At 61.4% G+C, this 20,061-nt stretch carries 19 protein-coding genes; 12 read left to right on the top strand and 7 right to left on the bottom strand.

Annotated features, from left to right (window positions below):
* Window positions 1-47: 47 nt before the first annotated feature.
* Entirely contained in the window at window positions 48-1,067 is a 1,020-nt protein-coding gene (locus GJ699_RS23315; RefSeq protein WP_154380820.1) for a FecR family protein, read from the bottom strand.
* Window positions 1,057-1,581 carry a sigma-70 family RNA polymerase sigma factor gene (locus GJ699_RS23310; protein WP_154380818.1) on the bottom strand — a complete coding sequence of 175 codons (525 nt, stop codon included), beginning with the start codon at window positions 1,579-1,581 and terminating at the stop codon, window positions 1,057-1,059. The genes GJ699_RS23315 and GJ699_RS23310 overlap by 11 nt, the downstream gene beginning before the upstream one ends.
* A 119-nt stretch (window positions 1,582-1,700) precedes the next feature.
* Between GJ699_RS23310 and GJ699_RS23305 the strand changes: the two genes are divergently transcribed.
* From GJ699_RS23305 to GJ699_RS23295, 3 genes are read left to right on the top strand one after another with little or no spacing between them, the layout of a single operon-like run.
* Complete coding sequence (locus GJ699_RS23305; RefSeq protein ID WP_154380816.1) at window positions 1,701-2,078, top strand: GFA family protein; 378 nt, start codon at window positions 1,701-1,703, stop codon at window positions 2,076-2,078.
* Complete coding sequence (locus GJ699_RS23300) at window positions 2,075-3,268, top strand: PQQ-dependent sugar dehydrogenase (RefSeq protein ID WP_154380814.1); 1,194 nt, start codon at window positions 2,075-2,077, stop codon at window positions 3,266-3,268. The genes GJ699_RS23305 and GJ699_RS23300 overlap by 4 nt, the downstream gene beginning before the upstream one ends.
* Window positions 3,265-3,783 carry a hypothetical protein gene (locus tag GJ699_RS23295; protein WP_154380812.1) on the top strand — a complete coding sequence of 173 codons (519 nt, stop codon included), beginning with the start codon at window positions 3,265-3,267 and terminating at the stop codon, window positions 3,781-3,783. The genes GJ699_RS23300 and GJ699_RS23295 overlap by 4 nt, the downstream gene beginning before the upstream one ends.
* A gap of 34 nt (window positions 3,784-3,817) precedes the next feature.
* Here GJ699_RS23295 and ppc read toward each other — a convergent pair whose 3' ends face one another.
* Window positions 3,818-6,631 carry a phosphoenolpyruvate carboxylase gene (gene ppc / locus GJ699_RS23290; RefSeq protein WP_154380810.1) on the bottom strand — a complete coding sequence of 938 codons (2,814 nt, stop codon included), beginning with the start codon at window positions 6,629-6,631 and terminating at the stop codon, window positions 3,818-3,820.
* A 173-nt stretch (window positions 6,632-6,804) separates the two neighbouring features.
* Between ppc and hemC the strand changes: the two genes are divergently transcribed.
* Genes hemC through GJ699_RS23270 form a run of 4 tightly spaced genes read left to right on the top strand, consistent with a single transcriptional unit; the run spans window position 6,805 to window position 10,978 of the window.
* A complete protein-coding gene (gene hemC / locus GJ699_RS23285) occupies window positions 6,805-7,833 on the top strand; it encodes a hydroxymethylbilane synthase (RefSeq protein WP_267877737.1) in 1,029 nt (342 codons plus the stop codon).
* Window positions 7,834-7,840: 7 nt separating this feature from the next.
* Window positions 7,841-8,620 (top strand): uroporphyrinogen-III synthase, encoded by a 780-nt coding sequence (locus GJ699_RS23280; RefSeq protein ID WP_154380899.1) that lies wholly within the window; start codon window positions 7,841-7,843, stop codon window positions 8,618-8,620.
* Entirely contained in the window at window positions 8,617-9,780 is a 1,164-nt protein-coding gene (locus GJ699_RS23275) for a uroporphyrinogen-III C-methyltransferase (protein ID WP_154380808.1), read from the top strand. Before GJ699_RS23280 ends, GJ699_RS23275 begins: the two co-directional genes overlap by 4 nt.
* A 1-nt stretch (window position 9,781) precedes the next feature.
* Window positions 9,782-10,978, top strand: coding sequence for a heme biosynthesis protein HemY (locus GJ699_RS23270; RefSeq protein WP_154380806.1), 1,197 nt, complete (start codon window positions 9,782-9,784; stop codon window positions 10,976-10,978).
* On the opposite strand, the gene GJ699_RS23265 is transcribed toward GJ699_RS23270, so the two are convergent.
* Entirely contained in the window at window positions 10,975-12,036 is a 1,062-nt protein-coding gene (locus GJ699_RS23265; RefSeq protein WP_154380804.1) for an MBL fold metallo-hydrolase, read from the bottom strand. The genes GJ699_RS23270 and GJ699_RS23265 overlap by 4 nt on opposite strands.
* Before the next feature lie 121 nt (window positions 12,037-12,157).
* Here GJ699_RS23265 and ppa point away from each other — a divergent pair, with 121 nt between their 5' ends.
* The gene (ppa, locus tag GJ699_RS23260; RefSeq protein ID WP_154380802.1) at window positions 12,158-12,697 is read left to right on the top strand and encodes an inorganic diphosphatase; all 540 of its coding nucleotides are present in this window, start codon (window positions 12,158-12,160) and stop codon (window positions 12,695-12,697) included.
* A gap of 36 nt (window positions 12,698-12,733) precedes the next feature.
* On the opposite strand, the gene GJ699_RS23255 is transcribed toward ppa, so the two are convergent.
* Both GJ699_RS23255 and GJ699_RS23250 read right to left on the bottom strand, forming a co-directional pair.
* Window positions 12,734-13,375, bottom strand: a complete 642-nt coding sequence (locus GJ699_RS23255; protein WP_154380800.1) for a Crp/Fnr family transcriptional regulator — start codon at window positions 13,373-13,375, stop codon at window positions 12,734-12,736.
* 233 nt (window positions 13,376-13,608) lie between these two features.
* Window positions 13,609-14,550 (bottom strand): LysR family transcriptional regulator, encoded by a 942-nt coding sequence (locus tag GJ699_RS23250; protein ID WP_154380798.1) that lies wholly within the window; start codon window positions 14,548-14,550, stop codon window positions 13,609-13,611.
* A 99-nt stretch (window positions 14,551-14,649) separates the two neighbouring features.
* Between GJ699_RS23250 and GJ699_RS23245 the strand changes: the two genes are divergently transcribed.
* The gene (locus GJ699_RS23245) at window positions 14,650-15,405 is read left to right on the top strand and encodes a TauD/TfdA dioxygenase family protein (protein ID WP_154380796.1); all 756 of its coding nucleotides are present in this window, start codon (window positions 14,650-14,652) and stop codon (window positions 15,403-15,405) included.
* A gap of 28 nt (window positions 15,406-15,433) precedes the next feature.
* Here the strand turns inward: GJ699_RS23245 and GJ699_RS23240 are convergent, their stop codons facing one another.
* Window positions 15,434-16,252: a substrate-binding periplasmic protein gene (locus tag GJ699_RS23240; protein ID WP_154380794.1), complete on the bottom strand. Its 819-nt coding sequence runs from the start codon at window positions 16,250-16,252 to the stop codon at window positions 15,434-15,436.
* Window positions 16,253-16,421: 169 nt separating this feature from the next.
* Between GJ699_RS23240 and GJ699_RS23235 the strand changes: the two genes are divergently transcribed.
* From GJ699_RS23235 to GJ699_RS23225, 3 genes are all read left to right on the top strand, one after another.
* On the top strand, window positions 16,422-17,339 hold the full coding sequence (locus GJ699_RS23235; RefSeq protein ID WP_371867641.1) for a LysR family transcriptional regulator: 918 nt from the start codon (window positions 16,422-16,424) through the stop codon (window positions 17,337-17,339).
* A gap of 245 nt (window positions 17,340-17,584) precedes the next feature.
* Window positions 17,585-19,231, top strand: a complete 1,647-nt coding sequence (locus GJ699_RS23230; protein WP_154380790.1) for a methyl-accepting chemotaxis protein — start codon at window positions 17,585-17,587, stop codon at window positions 19,229-19,231.
* A gap of 80 nt (window positions 19,232-19,311) precedes the next feature.
* On the top strand, window positions 19,312-19,998 hold the full coding sequence (locus GJ699_RS23225; protein ID WP_154380788.1) for a TetR/AcrR family transcriptional regulator: 687 nt from the start codon (window positions 19,312-19,314) through the stop codon (window positions 19,996-19,998).
* Window positions 19,999-20,061: the final 63 nt, after the last annotated feature.

Here is a 20,061-nt window from a genome sequence, read left to right as displayed (position 1 = left end):
TGACGTACCAGCAGCGGAAAAGTGGAACCATCCAGTCAAAATATTTTTTAAGGCGCATCCACCAGCACCAGCCATGGCGTGATGGTGCGGATGCGCAGGGTAGGGAAGTTCACCAGCAGCAGTTGCAGCGCGGCGTCGCTATCGTCCAGCGGCAGTACGGCGTTGACGCGGATCTGCGCGATCTGGGCGCGGTCGTAGTGGATGTGGCCGCGGCGGTGGCGCGCCAGTTGGTCCAGCACATCGGACAACGGCAGGTCGCGCACTACCAACTGGTGGCGGCGCCACGCGTCGGCCAGGCTGCGGGTGTCGATGGCCTCGGCCGGGGTGACGGCGCCGGCGGTAATGCGCACGCGCTGGCCCGCCGTCACCAGTGTGCCGCCGCTGCTGCTGGTGTGGGCGGCGCGCTGGTTGGCGGTCTGCACCGCGACCTTGGATTCGATCATGCTGAGTGTGGTGGCGTCGGCCTTGCGCTCGACCACGAAGTGGGTGCCGAGTGCACGGATGCTGCCATCGGCGGTTTCCACCACGAACGGCCGTTGCGCATCCTTGGCCACATCGACCAGCATTTCGCCCTGCACCAGCTCGATACTGCGGCGGCTGGCGTCATAGTGCAGATTGACCGCGCTGCCACTGTTGAGGGTGATGCGGCTGCCGTCGGCCAGCAACTGGGTCTGCCATTGACCGGTACCGGTGCGCAGGTCGGCCAACAGATACGGCACCGGCCACGCCTGCAAGGCCAGCCAGGCCGGCGCGGCCAGCACCACCGCCAGCGTGACGGCGGCGCTCAGACGTTTGACGCGCTGGCGGCGCTGACGGCTGGTGTGGGCGGCGTCCAGCGCGGCACTGGCGGCGCGGCTATCGTCGCCGCTGTTGGCGCGCACGGTGCTGAACTTGCCGATGAATTGTTCCAGCTCGGCGGCGGCGGCGGCGTGGCGCGGATCGGCGCCGCGCCACGCATCGAAACCGGCACGCGCTTGCCGGCGTTCGGCGGCGTCGTCCGCCGTCAGCAGCATGATCCATTGCGCCGCCTGTTCGGCGATCGGGTCGTGGCGGTATTCAGATGCCATGCTGGCTCAGCGACTGGCATTGGGCGCGGCAGTGCAGCAGTGCCTGCACCAGATATTTCTGCACCATGCGTGTGGAAACGCCCAGTTCGGCGGCGATGGCGGCGTGGGTGTGCTCATCGAGGTAGTGGCGCAGGAAGGCGGCGCGCGGCTTCGGCGCCAATCCGTCAAGCGCGGCGCCGATCTGCTCCAGCGCCTGCAGCGCGACCAGAATCTCGTCGGGCGACGGATGGCCGGGCAGGCTGCCGGCGATCAGCGCCAGTTTTTGCAGATAAGCTTGTTCGATCACTTGCCGGCGCGAGCGGTCGACCAGCAGGCGCTTGGCGGTGGTGGTCAGATAGGCGCGCGGCGTTTGAATGGCGCCCAGCAGGGCGTCGCGCGAATTCAGGATGCGCAGAAAGGTGTCTTGCGTCAGATCGGCGGCGCCATGGCTGCAGCCGAGCTTGCGCTGTAACCAGCCTTGCAACCAGCCATGATGGTCGGCATACAGAGCTTCAACTTGTCGCTGGATCGCCAATTCGCCGCATCTTAGTAAATGATAATGATTCGCATTCTATTCTATGGCAGTGCTCATGGCAAGACCGCAATTGCTCCCGGCATGATGTATATTGCAATATTGAGTGCAAGGGAGGTGGCATGAAACAGGATGAATTGCATGGCAGTTGCTTGTGTGGCGGCGTGCGCTATCGGGCGGCGTTGCCGGTGTTTCATGCCAGCCACTGCTATTGCACCATGTGCCAGAAGCAGCATGGCGCGGCGGCCGGCAGCTACGCCAATGTCGCCGGCGCGGGTTTTGTGGTGGAGCAGGGCGCCGAGTTGATCACGGAGTATGCCTCGTCGGCCGAAGGACGACGCGGTTTTTGCCGCGTGTGTGGCTCGACACTGTTCTGGCGCAGCACGCAGTCGCCGGACCGCATCGCCATCACACTCGGCACACTGGAACCGGAATACGACGGCATCGTGCAGCGCGAACTGTTTGTGGACCAAAAACCGGCCTGGCTGCCGCACGCATGAGCAGGCGTTGGCTGGGATGGTCGTTGCTGGCGGCATGGTTGCAAGCGCAGGCGGCCGACACCTGCGGCGGCTTTCCGCGTCTGGACGTCAGCACGCCGGGTGGTTTTTGCGCGGCGGTGCTGGCCGACGGCTTCAAATTCCCGCGTGGCATACAGCCACTGCCGAATGGCGATCTGGTGGTGGTCGACATGCGCAACTGGGAGCCGAACCGTGGCAGTGTCTGGTTGCTGAAGGCCGCTGCCGGAAACTATGAGCGCATCCGCCTGCTGAGCGGGCTCGACCGACCGAACGGCATCGTGCAGGGGCCGGATGGCTTGCTCTACCTTGGCTTGGTCGGCCGCGTCATTCGCTTTGATCCGCGCCACCCCGGCGCCGTCGAGGACGTCATTGGTGGCGATTCCGGCGTGGCGCGTTTGCCTGGCTTGGGCCGTCACCTGCTGACCACCATGCGCTTTGACGCGCAGGGAAATTTATTCGTCAACGTCGGCTCTGCCAGCGATCATTGCGAAGACCAGGACGGCAAGGCGCCACCACCCTCGCAGCGCTGCGCCGAAGCGGAAGGCCCGCAGGCGCTGGGTGTCATCCGCAAATACACGATGGCGCAAGGTAAGGTCGTCAGCTGGGAGAACTATGCGACCGGCTTGCGCAACTCGCAGGCACTGGCGATTCATCCTGTCACCGGTGCAATGTGGGAAGCCGACAATGCCCGCGACTTCATCCAGGCCGCCATGCCCGGCCTAGCCAACGATAACGACTTGCCACACGATGAGCTGAACCTGATCCGGCGCGGTGCCAACTATGGCTGGCCTTACTGCTACGATGACAACCGCGCCAGTCCCGAATATCCGCAGGCCGATTGCAAGCCCTACGCTGCGCCGGCGCGGTTGCTGCCGGCGCATGCCGCACCGCTGGGCATGACTTTCTACACCGGCTCGGCTTATCCTGCAGCCTACAAAAATAGCTTGATCATCGGCTTTCACGGCTATCGCGACCACGGCCACCGTCTGGTCGCCATCCTGCCCGACCGCAACGGCGCGCCGCTCGGCAAGATGTACGAGCTAATCGGCGATTGGGGACCCAAGCACAAGCAGCCGATGGGGGCGCCGGTCGACATCAAGCAGGGGCCTGACGGCAATATCTACTTGGTTGAAGACCGTACCGGCCGCGTCGTGCGGCTGCAAATAAAATGAAAACTTTCTATGCCGCCTTGCTGTTGCTGCTGTCGCTGTCGGCCTGGGCCGAAGATAGCTGCATGCGCAGTGAGGCCGAGCCGATGTTCACGCCGCATCAGCCTGGCCTTCGCAATTATCAGTTCAAGCGCTTGTCCGCCACGGAGGCGCAGGAGTCGTTCCAACTGGCTTCCGGCGAGAGCGTGTTGTTGGAGCATGGCGGTTGCGAGTATTTCGTCACCAAGTTCCGCTTCAGCAGTCCTGCCATCCTGAAGCAGGGCGCCACGCGCAAGCAGGCGTTCGCCAGCGCTGGCCAATTGCTGCGTCGGCTGAGGCTGCTCAAGGGCGACTCCGCGTTTGATTTGCTGCTGGCGGCGCGTACGCTGGAAACCGCCGTCCAGCGAAAGCCGGATGTGGAATATGGCGAGTCCCAGGATGTGGAAGGCGATGGCGAGGACTTCCTGCAAACCCAAGCGCAGCTTGTCGCGGCCGGCCCCGGCTTTGTGCAGCTGATGCTGTTCAAGGGACCGCTGTAAAAAAACGCCCCGGCGAGCGGGGCGTTTAGGCTGATTAGCCGGTGTTGCGCAAGCCCGCCGCGACGCCGTTAATCGACAGGTGAATGCCGCGATGCACCCGCTCATCCGCCTTGCTTTCGTTGGACAGCGCGCGGTGGCGCTTGATCAGCTCGACCTGCAAGTGGTTCAGCGGATCCAGGTAGGCAAAGCGGTTCTGGATCGAGCGCGCCAGCAGCGGGTTGCCAGCCAGACGCTCGCTGGCGCCGGTGATGTTTTCCAGCAGGCTGATGGTGTTCGCGTGCTCTTCGGTGATGCGCTTGAAGATGCGATCACGCAGCTCCTTGTCCTGCACCAGCTCGGCGTAGCGCGAGGCGATCGCCAGGTCGGTCTTGGCCAGTACCATGTCCATATTCGACAGCAGCGTGGCGAACAGCGGCCAGTGCTTGAACATAGCCTGCAACTGGGCCACGCGTTCGGCCTGGTCGCCATCCGCGATCCAGCCGCCGATGGCGCTGGCGAAACCGTACCAGCCCGGCAGCAGCAGGCGGCACTGGCCCCACGAGAAGCCCCACGGAATCGCGCGCAAATCTTCAATCCGCTTGGTCGATTTACGCGAGGCCGGGCGTGAACCCAGGTTCAGCTCGGCGATCTCGGCAATCGGCGTGGCGGTGAAGAAGTAGTCGGTGAAGCCCGGGGTTTCGTACACCAGATTGCGGTAGGCTTTGTAAGCGCGGTCCGAAATCTCGGCCATGATGGCTTCGAACTGGCGCAGCTGGGTCTGATGCGCGGCGTCTTCCGACAGCGGCATCAGGCTGGCTTCCAGCGTGGCGGCCACCAGCAGCTCCAGATTGCGGCGGCCGATATCCTTGTTGGAGAACTTGGACGCGATGATCTCGCCCTGTTCGGTCAGACGGATCTGGCCATTCACGGTGCCGTGCGGCTGTGCCAGGATGGCGTCGTACGATGGACCGCCGCCGCGACCGACGGTGCCGCCACGGCCGTGGAACAGGCGCAGCTTGACGCCGGCTTTTTCAAACACCGTCACCAGATTGGTTTCGGCTTTGTACAGTTCCCAGTTGGAGGTCAGGAAGCCGCCGTCCTTGTTGGAGTCGGAGTAGCCCAGCATGACTTCCTGGATCTGGCCTTGCTTGGCGATCAGCGTTTTCACCAGCGGGATCGCCATCACGGCTTCCATGATGCCGGCCGCGCGCTGCAGGTCGGGGATGGTTTCGAACAGCGGAATCACCATCAGGTCCAGCTCTTGCTCCGCGATGCGCAACAGGCCCAGCTCTTTCTGCAGCAGCAGCACTTCCAGCAGGTCGGACACGGTTTCGGTGTGCGAGATGATGTAGTTGCGGATCGCGCGCGCGCCGTAGCGGGCACGGATGTCGCGCGCGGCGCGCAGCACGCCCAATTCCGACACGGTCTCGGCCGAGTAGCTGATGTACGGCGAATTCAGCAGGCGTGGTTGCGCCAGTTCGCTCAGCAGCAGTTTGACCTTGGCGTCCTCGTCCAGCGCGGCGTAGTCGGCTTGCACACCGGACTTGCTGAACAGCTCGGCCAGCACGCGCTCGTGGATGTCGGACGATTGCCGCATGTCCAGCGAAGCCAGGTGGAAGCCGAAGATGTCGGCCGCGCGCTTCAAGGTCATCAGGCGTGGTTGCACCAGCACCGCGCCGTGATTGGCGTTCAGCGAATCGATCAGCACCTGCAGGTCGGCCGCGAATTCGGCGGCTTCCTGGTACGGCTCGGCGTGGCCGACTTCCTTGCGCAGGATGTTGGTGGCGCCCAGCGCGCGCGCAGTCGAGGCAAGGCGGGCGTAGATGCCGATCAGGGCGCGGCGATAGGGTTCGTCGGCGCGGTGGTCGGAGGTGTCCGGCGACTGGTCGGCCAGCGCCGTCAGTGCCGCCGAGCATGGAATCATCAGCGTCGAGATCGACAGTTCGGCGCCCAGCGTGTGCGCTTCTTCCAGATAGAAATCGAGGATGGTGGTGGCCTGGCGCGTCAGCGCGTGCGACATGGTGTTGCCGTTGACGTTGGGGTTGCCGTCGCGGTCGCCGCCGATCCAGCTGCCCATCTGCACGTAGGGCGCGCTGATTTGCGCGGCCTCGCCGTAATGGTCGACGATGTCTTGCTCGATGTCGTCGTACAGGCCCGGCAGTTCGCGCAGGAAGGTGATGCGGTAGTAGGACAGCGCGTTTTCAATCTCGTCGGCCACGGTCAGCTTGCTATAGCGCAGCATGCGGGTCTGCCACAGCGTGGCGATGCGGGCGCGCAGCAGGTGCAGATTGGCGGCGCGTTCCTTCGGCGTCAGCGGCAGATCGCGCTCGGCCAGCAGGCGCGCGATGTCGTGCTCGGCGTCGAGGATGGATTTGCGCTGCACCTCGGTCGGGTGGGCGGTCAGCACCGGCGAAATCAGCGCTTCCTGGAAGAAGCTGGTCACGGTGTCCTGGCTGACGCCGGCCTGTTTCAGCTTGTCCAGCGCGAAGTTGACGCTGCCTTGCTGCGGCGCCGAGCCAGCCAGCAGGTGGGCGCGGCGGCGGCGGATGTGATGCTGATCCTCGGCGATATTGGCCAGATGCGAGAAATAGGAAAAGGCGCGCACCACCGAAATGGTTTGTTCCTTGGTCAGGATTTTCAGCATGCCGTCCAGTTCCTTGGCGGCGCCGGCATCGGCCTCGCGCCGGAAGCGCACGGCGGTTTGCCGGATGGTCTCGACCACGGCGTAGACTTCCTCGCCTTCCTGGTCGCGCAATACGTCGCCCAGCAGGCGACCTAATAAGCGAATGTCTTCTTTCAACGGCGCGTCTTTGTCGGCGCCCGCTTGTTCAGCAGTTTGATCGTTCAATGCACTAGATGGATGGGCCATGTGTTTTAAGTCACAAAGAGGTGAAATATGTCGGTGCAAGGGCTTGTGACCCGGTTCTGCAAGAATGTGAGCGTGCTAAAATTTGTGATCTTAAACACGCGCGTGGTACTGGCTTGCGCCGGTGAGCGTTAGCTACAGCGAAAGAACTGGTTTTGAAAACATCCGAAGTGGGTTTGCTTAACCCTAAAATTCCCCCAACCCGGTTGGTGATCGCGTCGCGCGAAAGCCGTCTTGCCATGTGGCAGGCCGAGCACGTCCGTGATCGCTTGGCATTATTATATCCGCAGTGTGATGTCAAAATTGTAGGAATGACGACCCGCGGCGATCAAATTCTGGATCGCACCCTGTCCAAAGTGGGTGGCAAGGGCTTGTTTGTTAAAGAACTTGAAGTGGCGATGGCCGAGGGTCGCGCCGACCTGGCCGTGCATTGCCTCAAGGATATGCCGATGGAGTTGCCCGAGGGTTTCGCCATGGCCGCTGTGCTGGAGCGCGAAGATGCGCGCGACGCCTTTGTTTCGAATGACTATGCATCGCTGGACGCGCTGCCGGCCGGTGCCATCGTCGGCACCAGCAGCTTGCGCCGCCAGGCGCTGATCGCGGCGCGCTATCCGCAACTGGTGATCAAACCACTGCGTGGTAATCTGGATACACGTCTGGGCAAACTGGACCGTGGCGAGTATGCCGCCATCATCCTGGCCGCCGCCGGCCTCAAACGTCTGGGCCTGGCGTCGCGCATTCGCGCCGTGCTGGACGCCGATGTCAGCCTGCCGGCGCCGGGGCAGGGCACGCTGGCGCTGGAAATTCCCGAGCGCGACGATGGCCTGGATCTGGCCTCGCTGCTGGCGCCGCTGCACCACACGCCGAGCGCGCTGGTGTCGATCGCCGAACGCAAGGTGTCGCAAGTGTTTGGCGGCAGTTGCCAGGTGCCGCTGGCCTCGTACGCCACCATCACCGGCGACCAGATGCATCTGCGCGCGCTGGTCGCCACCCCGGATGGTCAGCGCATCATCAGCGCCGAGGCGCGTGGCCCGGCCGACAGCGCTGAAGCGCTGGGCCTGCAAGTGGCCGAGCTGCTGCGCGCGCAGGACGCCGAGGGCATCCTGGCGGCCTGCCTGAGCGACGCGGCACAAGCCGATGACGACGCCCGCTCGGCCGAGCTGGCCGCCAGCGCTGCCGCCGCCAAGCCCGCTGGTGCCGCTTGATTCACGGATGACCGGCGCCGTCATCATCACCCGTCCCCTGGCGCAAGCTCAGCCACTGGCCGACCGCGTAGCCGCGCTGGGCCGCGTGGCCGAAATCCTGCCGCTGCTGGAAATCACACCGCTGCCGGACAGCGCGCCGCTGCAGGCCGCCTTGGCCCGGCTGCGGGATTATGCGCTGGTCGCCTTCGTCTCGCCCAACGCCATCGACGCCGCCTTCGCTTATATCAGGCAGTGGCCGGCCGGGGTGATCGCCGCCGTGGTGGGCGAGGGCAGCCGCGCCGCGCTGGCCGCGCGCGGCGTCAGCCACATCGTCAGCCCGGGCGACGCCGCCCAGAGCGACAGTGAAAGCCTGTTGCAAAGCCTGGACCTGTCGGCGCTGAGCGGCAAGCCGGTGTTGATTGTGCGCGGCGACAGCGGTCGCGAACTGATGGCCGACGGCCTACGCGCCGCCGGCGCCCTGGTCGACGTGGTGCCGGCCTACCGTCGCGCCGTGCCGGCGCTGAGCGAGCAACTGGCCGCCACGCTACAGCGTTTGCTGGCGCAGCAAAACGACTGGATCATCACCAGCTCGGAAGCGCTGCGTGGCCTGGTCGGTCTCCTGCATCAGATGGACTTGCGGCATCCTGTGGCGATGCAGCACAATAGCGTTGTAGCTATGCAACAACAGCATCTGATTGTGCCCCATGCCCGAATTGCCGAAACGGCAAAAAATTTAGGATTTTCCAAGGTGACGCTCACAGGATCAGGCGACGAACGCCTGCTGGCCGCGTTACAATCACGCCTATGAACGAATTGCCTACCTTACCAGATCCAGCCGTTTCGGCCGCCGCTGCCGAGACGCCACCCGCGACGCCATCCGCGCCACCGCCGGCCCCGTCTGAGCCCAGTCTGCTCGAAACCCTGCAGCAGCCACAAATGCTGGCGGTGGGGATCGTCGTGCTGGCCATCTTGCTGGCAGGCCAGACCTGGTCGTCGCACGCGCGCGTCAACAAGCTGCGCGAGGAAATGGCGCTGCGCCTGCAAAAAGGCGATGCCTCGAATGCCGACACCGGCAACCTGGTGCGCAGCGTGCAGGAAAGCACCAAGGAATTGCAGGCCAAGGTCGCCCTGCTGGAAAGCAAACAGCAGGAAGCGCAGAGCCAGCAACTGGCGCTGGAGCAGCTGTACCAGGATCTGTCCAAGAACCGCGACGAGTGGGCGCTGACCGAAATCGAACAAGTGCTGTCGACCGCGTCGCAGGAGCTGCAACTGGCCGGCAATGTGCCGGGCGCGCTGATCGCGCTGCAGAATGCCGACCGCAGCCTGTCGCGTTCCGACAAGCCGCAATTCATCACCATCCGCCGCGCCATCGCGCGCGATACCGACAAGCTGAAGGCGCTGCCGAGCGTCGACTCGGTGGGCATGGCGCTGCGCCTGGACAACGTCATCGCGCAGATCGACACCTTGCCGATGCTGTCGGACGAAAAGCCGGCGCTGCCGGCCGCGCCGGAAAAGAAAGTCAAAGCCAAGGTCGTGCACGGCAAGGATGGCAAGCCGGTCAAGGTCGAGGAAAGCACCACCAGTCCTTGGCTGCAGGCACTGCAGGATGGCTGGAACGGCTGGAGCAGCGAAATGTGGATCGACGTCCGTCAACTGATCCGGGTGCGCAACGTCGACACCCCGGATGCGCTGATGATGTCGCCAACCCAGGCTTACTTCCTGCGCGAAAACCTCAAACTGCGCCTGCTGAACGCGCGCATGGCGCTGCTGTCGCGTAACGAAGGCGCCTTCCGCGCCGACCTGATCGCAGCCCAAGAAGCGCTGACCAAGTATTTCGACACCCGCGCCCGTTCGACCCAGACCGTGCAGGCGCTGCTGCGCCAGGTCCAGGGCAGCAACCTGGCGATCGAAATGCCGACCCTGGCGGACAGCCTGAACGCTGTGCGCAACTACAAAGCGAAGCCATAGTATGCGTTTATTCCTCTGGTTAGTCGCCATGATGGCCGCCGCCATCGGTATTGCCGTGACGGCGCGTTTCAATCCGGGCAACGTGGTGCTGTTCTATCCGCCGTACCGCTACGACCTGTCGCTGAACTTCTTCGTGGTGCTGGAAGTGGCGCTGTTCGCCTTCCTGTACGTGGTGATCCGCGCCTTCCGCGCCACCGTCAAAATGCCAGGCAAAGTCGCCGCCTACCGCCAGCAAAAGCGCGAGCGCGAAGGCAACAAAGGTCTGCGCGAAGCCTTGAAAGCGCTGTTCGAAGGCCGCTTCGGCCACGCCGAAAAAGCCGCGCTGCGCGCCTCCGAACTGCAGGAAAATGCCGGCGTCGCCGCGCTGATCGGCGCCCGCGCCGCGCACCGTATGCGTCAAGGCGCGCGCCGCGAGCAGTGGCTGAACAAACTGGTCGACGACAACGGCATGAAAACCGCGCGCCTGATGACCATGACCGAACTGCTGGTCGACGACCATCAGCCGGAAGCCGCGCTGGACGCCGTGCGCGAACTGAACGCCAGCGGCACGCGCCACATTCACGCGCTGCAGATGTCGCTGAAAGCCCAGCAGCAGGCCAAAAACTGGCCGGAAGTGCTGCGCCTGGTGCGCTCGCTGGACAAGCACCGCGCGCTGCATCCGGCTTTATCGTCGCGCCTGCGTGAGCTAGCGTACGACGACCTGCTATCCGACAGCAGCCACGACGCCGAATCGCTGCTGCGGGTGTGGGCCACCGTGCCGAATGCCGACCGTCTCAAGCCATATGTCGCCTGCCGTGCCGCCTCCGCGCTGAACGCACGCGGCCTGCACGACGAAGCGCGGCTGGTGGCGGAAGAATCATTGGCGGCCGACTGGGACGAGCGCGTAGTGCGCGCCTACCGAGAAGCCGCCGCGCCGGCCGGCTCAGCCGCCTTGCTGATGCAGATCGAGCATTGCGAAAACTGGGCACACGCCCGTCCGACCGACGCCGAACTGGCGCTGACACTGGGCTCGCTGTGCCTGAAGCAAAAACTGTGGGGCAAAGCCCAGCGCTATCTGGAACAGGCGTTGTCCGACGCCGCCGATCCACGCATGGTACGCGAATCCCACCTCAAACTGGCGCAACTGCACGAAGCGTTGGGCCAGGAGCAGGAAGCCGCCAACCACTACCGCCAGTGCGCACTGGCCACCATCCTTTAAGCGGGATCGGAGTCTACCGGGTAGCCTTCGATTTTCCAGCGCAGCATGCCGCCGGCCAGGTTGGCGACTTTGCTGAAGCCGGCTTTGGTCAGCAGCACGCTGGCTTGGGCCGAGCGTACGCCGGAACGGCACACGGCGACGATCGGCTGCTCGCGGTCGAACTCGCTCATGCGCTCGGTCAGTGCCGACAGCGGCACCAACTGCGCGCCATGCAGATGGCCCAGCTTGTCGATGAATTCCGGCGCCTCGCGTACGTCGACGATCTGCACTTTGTTCAATTGCTCCAGCAAGGCCATCGGTTCGATTTCCCACACGCCGCTGAAACGCAGCGTCAGCGGCGCCCAGTCCGGCGTGTCGGTCGGCGCGTCGCCTTCCGGTTTGCCGCAGCGCAGGTTGGCCGGTACCGCCACCGCCATCTGTTTCGGATGCGGCAGGTGGAGGTTGTTCATATAGCCGCTGAAGTCGCCCACGTCGACATCGCCACCCAGGCGCGGGTTGTAGCGCCGTTCTTCGGCCACGCTGGTGACGGTGATGCCGCGATAGTCGTGGCCCGGATATAGCAGGCATTCACCCGGCAGCGACAGGATTTGTTCATGCACCGAGGCGAACAGTTGCTGCGGGCTGCCTTGCTGGAAGTCGGTGCGGCCGCAGCCGCGAATCAGCAGGCTGTCGCCGGTGAAGGCCATGCTCTGGTCGTCCAGCACATAGCTCAGGCAGCCGCTGGTGTGGCCGGGCGTGGCGCGCACGTTCAGCGCGCGCTGGCCGAAGCTGACGCGGTCGCCGTGCTTCAAGGGCGCGTCGGCCTCGCTGGCGCCGGACGCGGCCGAGATGGCGATGCGGCTGCCGCTGCGCTGACGCAGCCGCCAGGCGCCGGTGACGTGGTCGGCGTGGACGTGGGTGTCCAGCGTCGCCACCAGTTTCAGCCCCAGTTCCTGCAGCAGTGCCAGGTCGCGCGGCACTTGCTCATAAACAGGATCGATCAGCACCGCTTCGCCGCTGTCGCCCAGCAGGTAGGTGTAGGTGGAGGAGGTGGGGTCGAATAGTTGGCGGAAAATCATGGTGGCACTCCGTTGGTAAGGCGCAATGATAACAAAGGTTCAACGGTGTTGCGCCGCACAAGCCGCCTGTACTTGGATATAATGTCGCGGTTAAACACAGCCCGTAAACAGAGGAAAATTCATGAGCCTGAACAAAGTGTCTTCCGGCAAAGACGTGCCGAACGATTTCAACGTGATCATCGAAATCCCGATGAACGCCGATCCAATCAAATATGAAGTGGACAAGGAGTCGGGCGCGATCTTCGTGGACCGTTTCATGGGCACCGCCATGCACTACCCATGCAACTACGGTTACGTGCCGAACACCCTGTCGCTGGATGGTGATCCGGTCGACGTGCTGGTGATTACCCCGTTCCCGCTGATTCCAGGCGTGGTGGTCCGTTGCCGTCCGATCGGCGTGCTGAAGATGACCGACGAATCCGGTGAAGACGCCAAAGTGCTGGCCGTGCCGGTCGACAAAGTACTGTCGATCTACAGCCACTGGCAGAAGCCGGAAGATCTGAACGAACTGCGCCTGCGCCAGATCCAGCACTTCTTTGAGCACTACAAGGATCTGGAAAAAGGCAAATGGGTCAAGATCGACGGCTGGTACGGTGTGGAAGATGCCAAGCAGGAAATCCTGGCCGGCGTCGCCAACTACCAGAAAGACCTGAAGGCTTAATCGCCGCCGCTCGCTAAGCCCCGCAAGGGGCTTTTTTTATGGCTGGCGCGGTTCGCCGGTCGCCGCTTCGGCTTCGCGGCGCAGGCGCGACATGTATTGCGGCGTGATGCCCAGGTAGGAGGCGATCGCGCGCTGCGAGATGCGCGCTTCCAGGCCAGGATACTCTTCGCGGAATGCCGCCAGGCGCTCCTGGGCCGAGGTTTCGCCGTTGGTGTAAGCGCGTTGCGCCAGGCTTTGCAGGCCAGCGACGGCGATGTTCAGGTGATAACTCTGCATCACTTCGTTTTCCGCGCGCAATGCGCTGGCCGCTTTCCAGTCCAGCGTGAAGCCGTGGATCGGCGTTTCCGCCACCAGGAACTGCACCGCAGGCTGGCCGCTTTCGCCATTGATCAGATCGGTCAGGGTGGTGGCCGATTCGCCTTCGCGATAGAAGCGCAGCGTGATTTCCACGCCTTCACGGTTGAAGAAGCCGGCACGCACCACGCCGCTGGCCAGCCAGTGCACCTGCGTGGCCGGCACGCCGGCATGCTGCAAATACTCTCCCTTGCGTACATGGAAGGGCTTGGCGATGGTCGCCAGCGTGTTGGTGACTTCGTTGTACGATTCTTCGGTGACATCAATCCGTTTGATGGTGGCGGATTTGAAGCGGTTACGTTGTTTTATAAAATCTGCATTCATGCTGTTCTTGCCACGTTCCTGAAAAACTTTCAGCCGGGCTGAGCAGCCCCGCCAAGTGGTGTGAAGAAAACTGGTTTCATATCAAACCAGCAGGCATTCCGACATTCTACCCCGACTAGGGGTTTCCCTCATGTATGTTTATCCAGTTTTGGCATGAAATTTTGCCATATGGCAGGAAAATTGCCATTCCGCAAATAGAATTGGCTGGCTTGGCCGATATGTAGCAGACGTGGCTACCAGTGGGGAGCGGGCTTTGTTTCGGCTTCTGGCCCACTTGACCCTTCCAGTGCCACCGCGAGCATGTCGGTGAATACCTGGATTTTGGTGGCCCCACGTCGGTTGGCTGGATAGACGGCATAGATGCCAACGTCCATTTCGCCGGGATTCACTTGATAGTCGCTCAGGACCGCGACTAGCCTTCCGGAGTCCAGGTCTGCCTGAATGAGCCAGGCCGCCAGCATGACCATGCCAAGGCCGCCGACTGCGGCCTGGCGCAGCATTTCCGCATTGTTGACGCTGATGCTACCTCGTACCTCAACCTCGGTAGCGAGATCAGCGTTGCGCAGGCGCCAGCTTGCGCGCCCAGCCCCATAGGAAAATAGCAGACAGTTGTGGTTTGCCAGCTCATCAGGCGTGCCCGGCGTGCCATGCTTGGCGAGGTAGTCGGGACTGGCGCATATATAGCGTTTATGGCCCGCCAGCTTTCTTGCGATGAGGTTGGGCTGTCGCTCCGGGTTGCCAATGCGTATCGCGACGTCGATCGCTTCGTCCACCATGTTCACCATCGCATCGCTGAGCCGCATATCGAGTTCAAGCTTGGGGTATTTCTGCGCTAACTGAGGGAGAAGTGGGGCAATGTATCGATTGGCCAGCGTCACTGGTGCGGTAATCCGCAGCACCCCGGTCGGCTCGGCATCCCGACCTGACGCTGCATCATCAGCTTCATCGAGGGCTGCCAGGATTTGGGTTGCCTGTTCAAAATAACCTCGGCCACTGTCGGTCAGCGTAATACTGCGGGTAGAGCGGTTCAGCAGCGGGGCGCCTATGCGAGCCTCCAGTGCATCAACCAGACGCGTCACAGAGGAAGTGGCGACGTTCAGTTGGCGCGCGGCCGCTGAAAAACCGCCATTGCTCGCCACCAGGCAAAAGGCTTTAAGTTCGGCAAATCTATCCATCGTTTTGCGCCCTACGCAAAAGTGTATGCGAATCCGCCTATATTATCAGCATCGCGCGCGCGGATTATAGTGACTGCAAATCTTTGCTTGGGAGCGATTATGCAAGTCACACCACTAGAGGTCGGCTTTGGGGCCGTTATTGAAGGTATGGACCTTCGGGAAGCTGATGATGGCATGGCCGAGCTTTTGCGCGCGGCGCTGCTTGAGTACGGGTTGCTGGTGATACGCGGCCAGTCCTTAACTCCTCACGATCAAGTCTTGGCCACCAATTTATTCGGTAAGCCTGAGATCTTTCCAACCATGCGCGGACAGCTGTCGTCCTGGCCTGAGATTTTCCGTGTCGCGAGCCGGCCGGAAGATGGCCACGTCGAAGTGGGCCGTTATTGGCATTCGGACGGTTCGTTCAGGGAAGATCCTACGCCTATCAGTTTCTGGTATTCGGAGGTGCAGTCGGAGCAGGGCGGGGATACGCTCTTCACTGATCTTCAGCAGGCATACGCTGCGCTGCAGCCGGACATTCAGGAAGAGTTTGATACGCTCAGTACGGCGCATCGAAACGGTGTGGTGCATCCATTGGTTTTGCGTCATCCTAAAACTGGCGCGCGTGCGCTGTATCTGAACATAGGCTTGACCGCCGGCGTGCTGGGCCTTAGCCCCGACCATTCTCGTGCGCTGATGGACGCGGTTGACCGACACTATTCCCGGCCAGGAGCTACTTATCGGCACCATTGGCTGCCCGGGGACGTGGTCATTGCGGATAATCTCCATGTGGCGCACAAAGCCACTCCCATCACTCCAGCCATGCGTCGCATTTTGAACCGGAGCACGGTTCGGGCTGACGGCGTGATTTGGTAGCTGGCACCAGATGGGAGCAATGAAGGCGCTACAAGGAGCCGACAAATTGAGGCGAGCTGCTGTCGCCGGTTTGGTGATTCAATACGTCGGCCAGGGCTCTTATCGTCTGTCGCTTGTAGACGACTTTGCATGCTTCGCGAACCAGGTTTGCAGCCGCGGTGCTAATGCAGGCTCGTGTGGCATACATGGTCAAAGGACAGCGGCCAATTAATAAGGGCGGGCTAACCGCCGCTGGCGTCAGTTGCATCGACTTCAAGGTGAAGGTTAGCGCCGAGCGGATGAAGATAACGGCGTCGAGGCGGCCAATGCGCAGCATTTCCAGGCTCTGGCGGTAGGTGTTGGTGTCGTACTTAATAATTTCGGGTGTCGTCGCGAACTCGGAGTCATACTCGGCATGACGCAGACGTCCAACGATTTTCCCTTTGAGATCAGCCATGGAGCGCAGGATGGTGCCAGGTCGGCCTACAACGACGATGTCTTCGCTCGAAAGCGGCGCCAGGCGAGCGGCGACTTGGTCAAGTCGGTCGGCCTGCAGGGCCACCATCAGATCTACCTGCTCGTGTTGCAGCATCATTGCCGCCCTTGGGTAAGGGAGCAATCTGAGCTGCAAATCAATTCCGCTCAGTGCGGACAAGGTTTCCGCGATGTCGATCAGGATGCCGTTCCGCTCGCCAGCAGGCGTGGTCGATGCCCACGGCATTAACTCGATCAATGCCAGCGACAGCGGTTGCGGCTGAGCAGCGGCGCGGGCGAGATATGGCATGCCCATAAGCGCGCTGCCCAGTCCCAGGGTGAGTTGTCGTCGGCGTAGCGCGACTAGCGCTGTATTGATTTTCTTTTCGTCCATCGCTGATGTCCTTCGAAAGTCTTTTGATCGTCTTGTAGACAATATAGGTGATCAATGGATCAATTAAAGGCGACGAAAATTCTACGTTGGAGGGCGGTTCGCGCTCCTTGATGGATTTCTTGTACTATTGAGCAACATCCAATTCGCACCTGAACGGTATGGAGGTCATGTGGGACTTAGCAACTTCGGCGAAATCGCGACTTTCATTGCGGCCGTCAATGCCGGTAGTTTCAGTGAGGCGGCGCAGCAGCTTGGTGTGACCCGTTCAGGCGTAGGGAAAAGCATTGCGAGGCTGGAAGAGCGGCTGAATGTCCGACTGATCAATCGCACGCCGCGCAGCTTGAGCTTGACCGATGATGGCGATGCTTTCTTCAAGCGTTGCGTTCAATTGATGGGGGACTTGGAGGCGGCCGAATTGGCAATGGCCGAGCGCAGCGGTGCGCCACACGGGCGATTAAAAATCAGTCTTCCATTGGCGCTTGGGCATGCTCATGTGCTGCCCGTTATCGACCACTTCCTGGCGCAGTGGCCCAATGTTTCAGTGGAAGTCAGCTTCACCGATCTTTGCGTCGATTTGATTGAGGATGGCGTCGATGTGGCACTGCGCATTGGGGCGCAGTTGCAGGACTCTGACCTCATCAGTCGAACCGTTGCGCAGCAAAGGATGGTGCTTTGCGCTTCGCCGTCTTATCTGAAGAAGAATGCCGCGCCATCAAGCATCCATGACCTGAAAAATCATCAGTGTTTGTTTTATGTCAGCGGCGGAAAATTCCAACCGTGGTCTTTTTACGATGACGAGCTGGAGGTGGAATTCACCTCGGCTAGCCGGCTCGCGATGAACAGTACGGAAGCGCTGCGGATGAGCACCTTGGATGGGGCCGGTATCGGCAACCTGCCGAGCTATCTGATCGAAGATGATTTGCGCTCGGGGCGTCTGCTGGCCCTCCTGCCGGACTACAAACGTACTCGAATCCCCATCCGCGTGCTCTATCCAACGCGACAGCATCTTTCGCCCAAGGTGCGCCTGTTCATTGATTTACTGGTTGCCGAATGGGGCGATGTACCCCCTTGGGAGCGAGATCTGTAGCGGAGATCCTGTGCGGGTAAATACATTATTAATTATTAGGTGATAATTTATTCTTGCTGGCTTTGCCTGGTCTTGGGGCTGCGGCAATCATGTCGCTGAGCCGCGCTATCGCGCACGTTCCGCTACACCATGTAGATATTTTGTCGCCACCAACGGCTTGATAATAATCACTTGATCAATTAATGTGATCTTATGCCGCCGCCCGGTGGTGGATCGACCTGTACGATGTGTATAAAGGGAATGGTATGAAAAAGATAACGTTCAAGCAAAAGCTCTGGTTGCCCCTGATTGCCAGCCTCATGTGCCTTTGCGCTATTTCGGTGTTTTATGTCATGGAGGCGCGCGACCTGCGATATGCGGAGCGCAAGGCTGACCTGGCGGACGTCGCCAAAGCGGGATTAAAGATTGTCGAAGGTCTGGCCGCGGATGCGGCGGCAGGGAAGATAACCCAGGCTGAAGCGCAAGTGCGCGCCAAAGCAGCCATGAAAAGCATCCGCTATGGCGACGATGGTTATCTGGTGATCATTAGTATGGACGCGCGGCCTATCCAGAATCCGGCAAGGCCCGAGAATGACGGCAAGGATTTAAGCGACTTTACCGACCCTTTCGGCTTCCACGTCTTCCGCGAAATATCGCGTGTGGGCTCATCAGCGGCGGGGGAGGGATATCTGAACTACTTCTGGGTGCGCCCCGGAACCACCGAGCCCTCTGAAAAGCTGGCCCGCGTCGTGAGCTACAAACCTTGGGGCTGGTCGTTGGTGACGGGGCTGTATGTGGACGACATTAATAAGGCGTTCTATGCGTCATTGCAAAAGGTCGCAGCCATGCTGGTGGTTGTGTGCCTGATGCTCTCGGCCATCGTTATTGCGGTGAATCGCAGTCTGCACCGCACCATTGGCGGTAGCCCTGAATACGCGGCCGAGATGGCGTTGAAAATCGCCGGCAAGGACCTGAGCATTCCGGTCATCACCGACAGCAAGGACCATCACAGCCTGTTGTTCGCGATGCGAACCATGCAGGAAAATCTGGCGCAGATGATAGGCGAGATACGCGGCAGCGCCGAGACCATCGCGGCGGCTTCCTCGCAAATCGCGACCGGCAATCTGGACCTGTCGAGCCGAACGGAAATGCAGGCTGGCTCTCTCGAGGAAACCGCCGCTTCGATGGAGGAACTGACCCAGGCCGTAACGCAAAACGCCGAGAACTCGCAGCAGGCCAATGTGCTCGCGAAGACCGCTGCCGACGTTGCGCAGCGTGGCGGGCAGGCCGTCACGGAGGTTGTCAGTACCATGTCGGCCATTAACGCCAGTGCCACCCGGATTGAAGCCATCATCGGCACCATTGACGGCATCGCGTTCCAGACCAATATCCTCGCGCTGAATGCCGCGGTGGAGGCCGCGCGGGCGGGTGAGCAAGGTCGCGGTTTCGCCGTGGTGGCTTCCGAGGTGCGCAATCTGGCGCAGCGTAGTGCGGCTGCGGCCAAGGAAATCAAGTCGCTGATCGATGATGCTGTCCGCAATATTGGTGACGGCACCTTGATGGTGGAACGCGCCGGTGCAACCATGAACCAGGTGGTGACCAGTGTCGATCGCGTCACGCATGTGATTTCAGCCATTACCGAGGCCTCGAGCGAGCAGCGGACCGGTATTGGCCACGTAAACACGGCGATCACGGAAATGGACAGCGTGACTCAGCAAAATGCCGCACTCGTTGAAGAGGCGGCGGCAGCGGCGTCGAGTCTGCGCGACCAGGCCGCGTCCCTGTCGGACATGGTGGGTAGCTTTCTTCTTGAATCCCAGCCAGTGAAAATGGGGGCTGAGCCATCAACCTCCAGGACAGCGATGCGCCGCAAATATCAACCACAGGCGGTGCCCCGGCTCGCGCTGAATTGAATCTGCGCGGCGCATGCCACGTAATTTGTCAAATGATCCATGGCTGGCTATACTTGGCGCTCCTTTACTGAGAGCCAGACATGGGGTCGACCGCTACCAAGAAAGCATCATCCCGCACAACAGCGCTAGCCCCCGTGGCCTCGACGCCGCGTCTCGCTCCAGAAGAGCGCGAGCAAATTATCGTCCAGAAGGCGATCAAGTACTTTGCCGAGCATGGTTTCGGCGCCAGTACCCGCGATTTGGCAAAAGAGATCGGTGTATCCCAGCCTCTCCTGTACCGTTACTTCCCCAATAAACAAGCGCTCGCGGACCGCGTTTTCGAGGAAGTGTATTTATCACGCTGGAACCCTGAATGGGAAGAAATCCTGGCGGACCACAAGCGTCCTTTGACGGAGCGACTACACCAGTTCTACCAGGCATACAGCAAGGTCATTCTGCAACGAGACTGGATTCGCATCTTCATTCACGCGGGGCTGTCGCGGGAAGGCATCAACAGCCGCTATTTGGCGAGACTGCGAGAGCGCATCTTCAACGTGGTATTAGCCGAACTCCGTCGCGAGTTCAAGATACCCGCACCTACGCCGCAGCAATACGAGGACGAAATTGAATTCGTCTGGGGGCTGCATGCGGCCATCTTTTATGTCGGGATGAGGAAATCGGTCTATGGACTGCCTGTGCCGGAGAATACTGAACGCCTGATCGCGCAGAAGTTGGACGCTTTCCTGGCGAGCGCTCCGTCCGTCCTCAAGAACATACGTAAGAAATAACCTCCCTATTGGCAGGGAAGGCTTTGCGAGTGGCGCAAAGGTATTTTCTGCCGCGATGGGATT

Origin of the sequence: Duganella guangzhouensis, from assembly GCF_009674535.1 — a bacterium.
GTDB classification, from domain to species: Bacteria; Pseudomonadota; Gammaproteobacteria; order Burkholderiales; family Burkholderiaceae_D; genus Rugamonas; species Rugamonas guangzhouensis.
The sequence above is the reverse complement of the archived record's forward strand: the minus strand, read 5'-3'. Positions and strand labels throughout refer to the sequence as shown.

What these genes read in the sequence shown, in the direction of transcription:
- GJ699_RS23240 (WP_154380794.1), bottom strand. Translation starts at nt 16,252, where the DNA reads ATGGACGAAAAGAAAATCAATACAGCGCTAGTCGCGCTACGCCGACGA.
- GJ699_RS23315 (WP_154380820.1), bottom strand. Translation starts at nt 1,067, where the DNA reads ATGGCATCTGAATACCGCCACGACCCGATCGCCGAACAGGCGGCGCAA.
- GJ699_RS23250 (WP_154380798.1), bottom strand. Translation starts at nt 14,550, where the DNA reads ATGGATAGATTTGCCGAACTTAAAGCCTTTTGCCTGGTGGCGAGCAAT.
- GJ699_RS23270 (WP_154380806.1), top strand. Translation starts at nt 9,782, where the DNA reads ATGCGTTTATTCCTCTGGTTAGTCGCCATGATGGCCGCCGCCATCGGT.
- ppa (WP_154380802.1), top strand. Translation starts at nt 12,158, where the DNA reads ATGAGCCTGAACAAAGTGTCTTCCGGCAAAGACGTGCCGAACGATTTC.
- ppc (WP_154380810.1), bottom strand. Translation starts at nt 6,631, where the DNA reads ATGGCCCATCCATCTAGTGCATTGAACGATCAAACTGCTGAACAAGCG.
- GJ699_RS23305 (WP_154380816.1), top strand. Translation starts at nt 1,701, where the DNA reads ATGAAACAGGATGAATTGCATGGCAGTTGCTTGTGTGGCGGCGTGCGC.
- GJ699_RS23230 (WP_154380790.1), top strand. Translation starts at nt 17,585, where the DNA reads ATGAAAAAGATAACGTTCAAGCAAAAGCTCTGGTTGCCCCTGATTGCC.
- GJ699_RS23275 (WP_154380808.1), top strand. Translation starts at nt 8,617, where the DNA reads ATGAACGAATTGCCTACCTTACCAGATCCAGCCGTTTCGGCCGCCGCT.
- GJ699_RS23300 (WP_154380814.1), top strand. Translation starts at nt 2,075, where the DNA reads ATGAGCAGGCGTTGGCTGGGATGGTCGTTGCTGGCGGCATGGTTGCAA.
- GJ699_RS23255 (WP_154380800.1), bottom strand. Translation starts at nt 13,375, where the DNA reads ATGAATGCAGATTTTATAAAACAACGTAACCGCTTCAAATCCGCCACC.
- GJ699_RS23280 (WP_154380899.1), top strand. Translation starts at nt 7,841, where the DNA reads ATGACCGGCGCCGTCATCATCACCCGTCCCCTGGCGCAAGCTCAGCCA.
- GJ699_RS23225 (WP_154380788.1), top strand. Translation starts at nt 19,312, where the DNA reads ATGGGGTCGACCGCTACCAAGAAAGCATCATCCCGCACAACAGCGCTA.
- GJ699_RS23265 (WP_154380804.1), bottom strand. Translation starts at nt 12,036, where the DNA reads ATGATTTTCCGCCAACTATTCGACCCCACCTCCTCCACCTACACCTAC.
- GJ699_RS23245 (WP_154380796.1), top strand. Translation starts at nt 14,650, where the DNA reads ATGCAAGTCACACCACTAGAGGTCGGCTTTGGGGCCGTTATTGAAGGT.
- GJ699_RS23295 (WP_154380812.1), top strand. Translation starts at nt 3,265, where the DNA reads ATGAAAACTTTCTATGCCGCCTTGCTGTTGCTGCTGTCGCTGTCGGCC.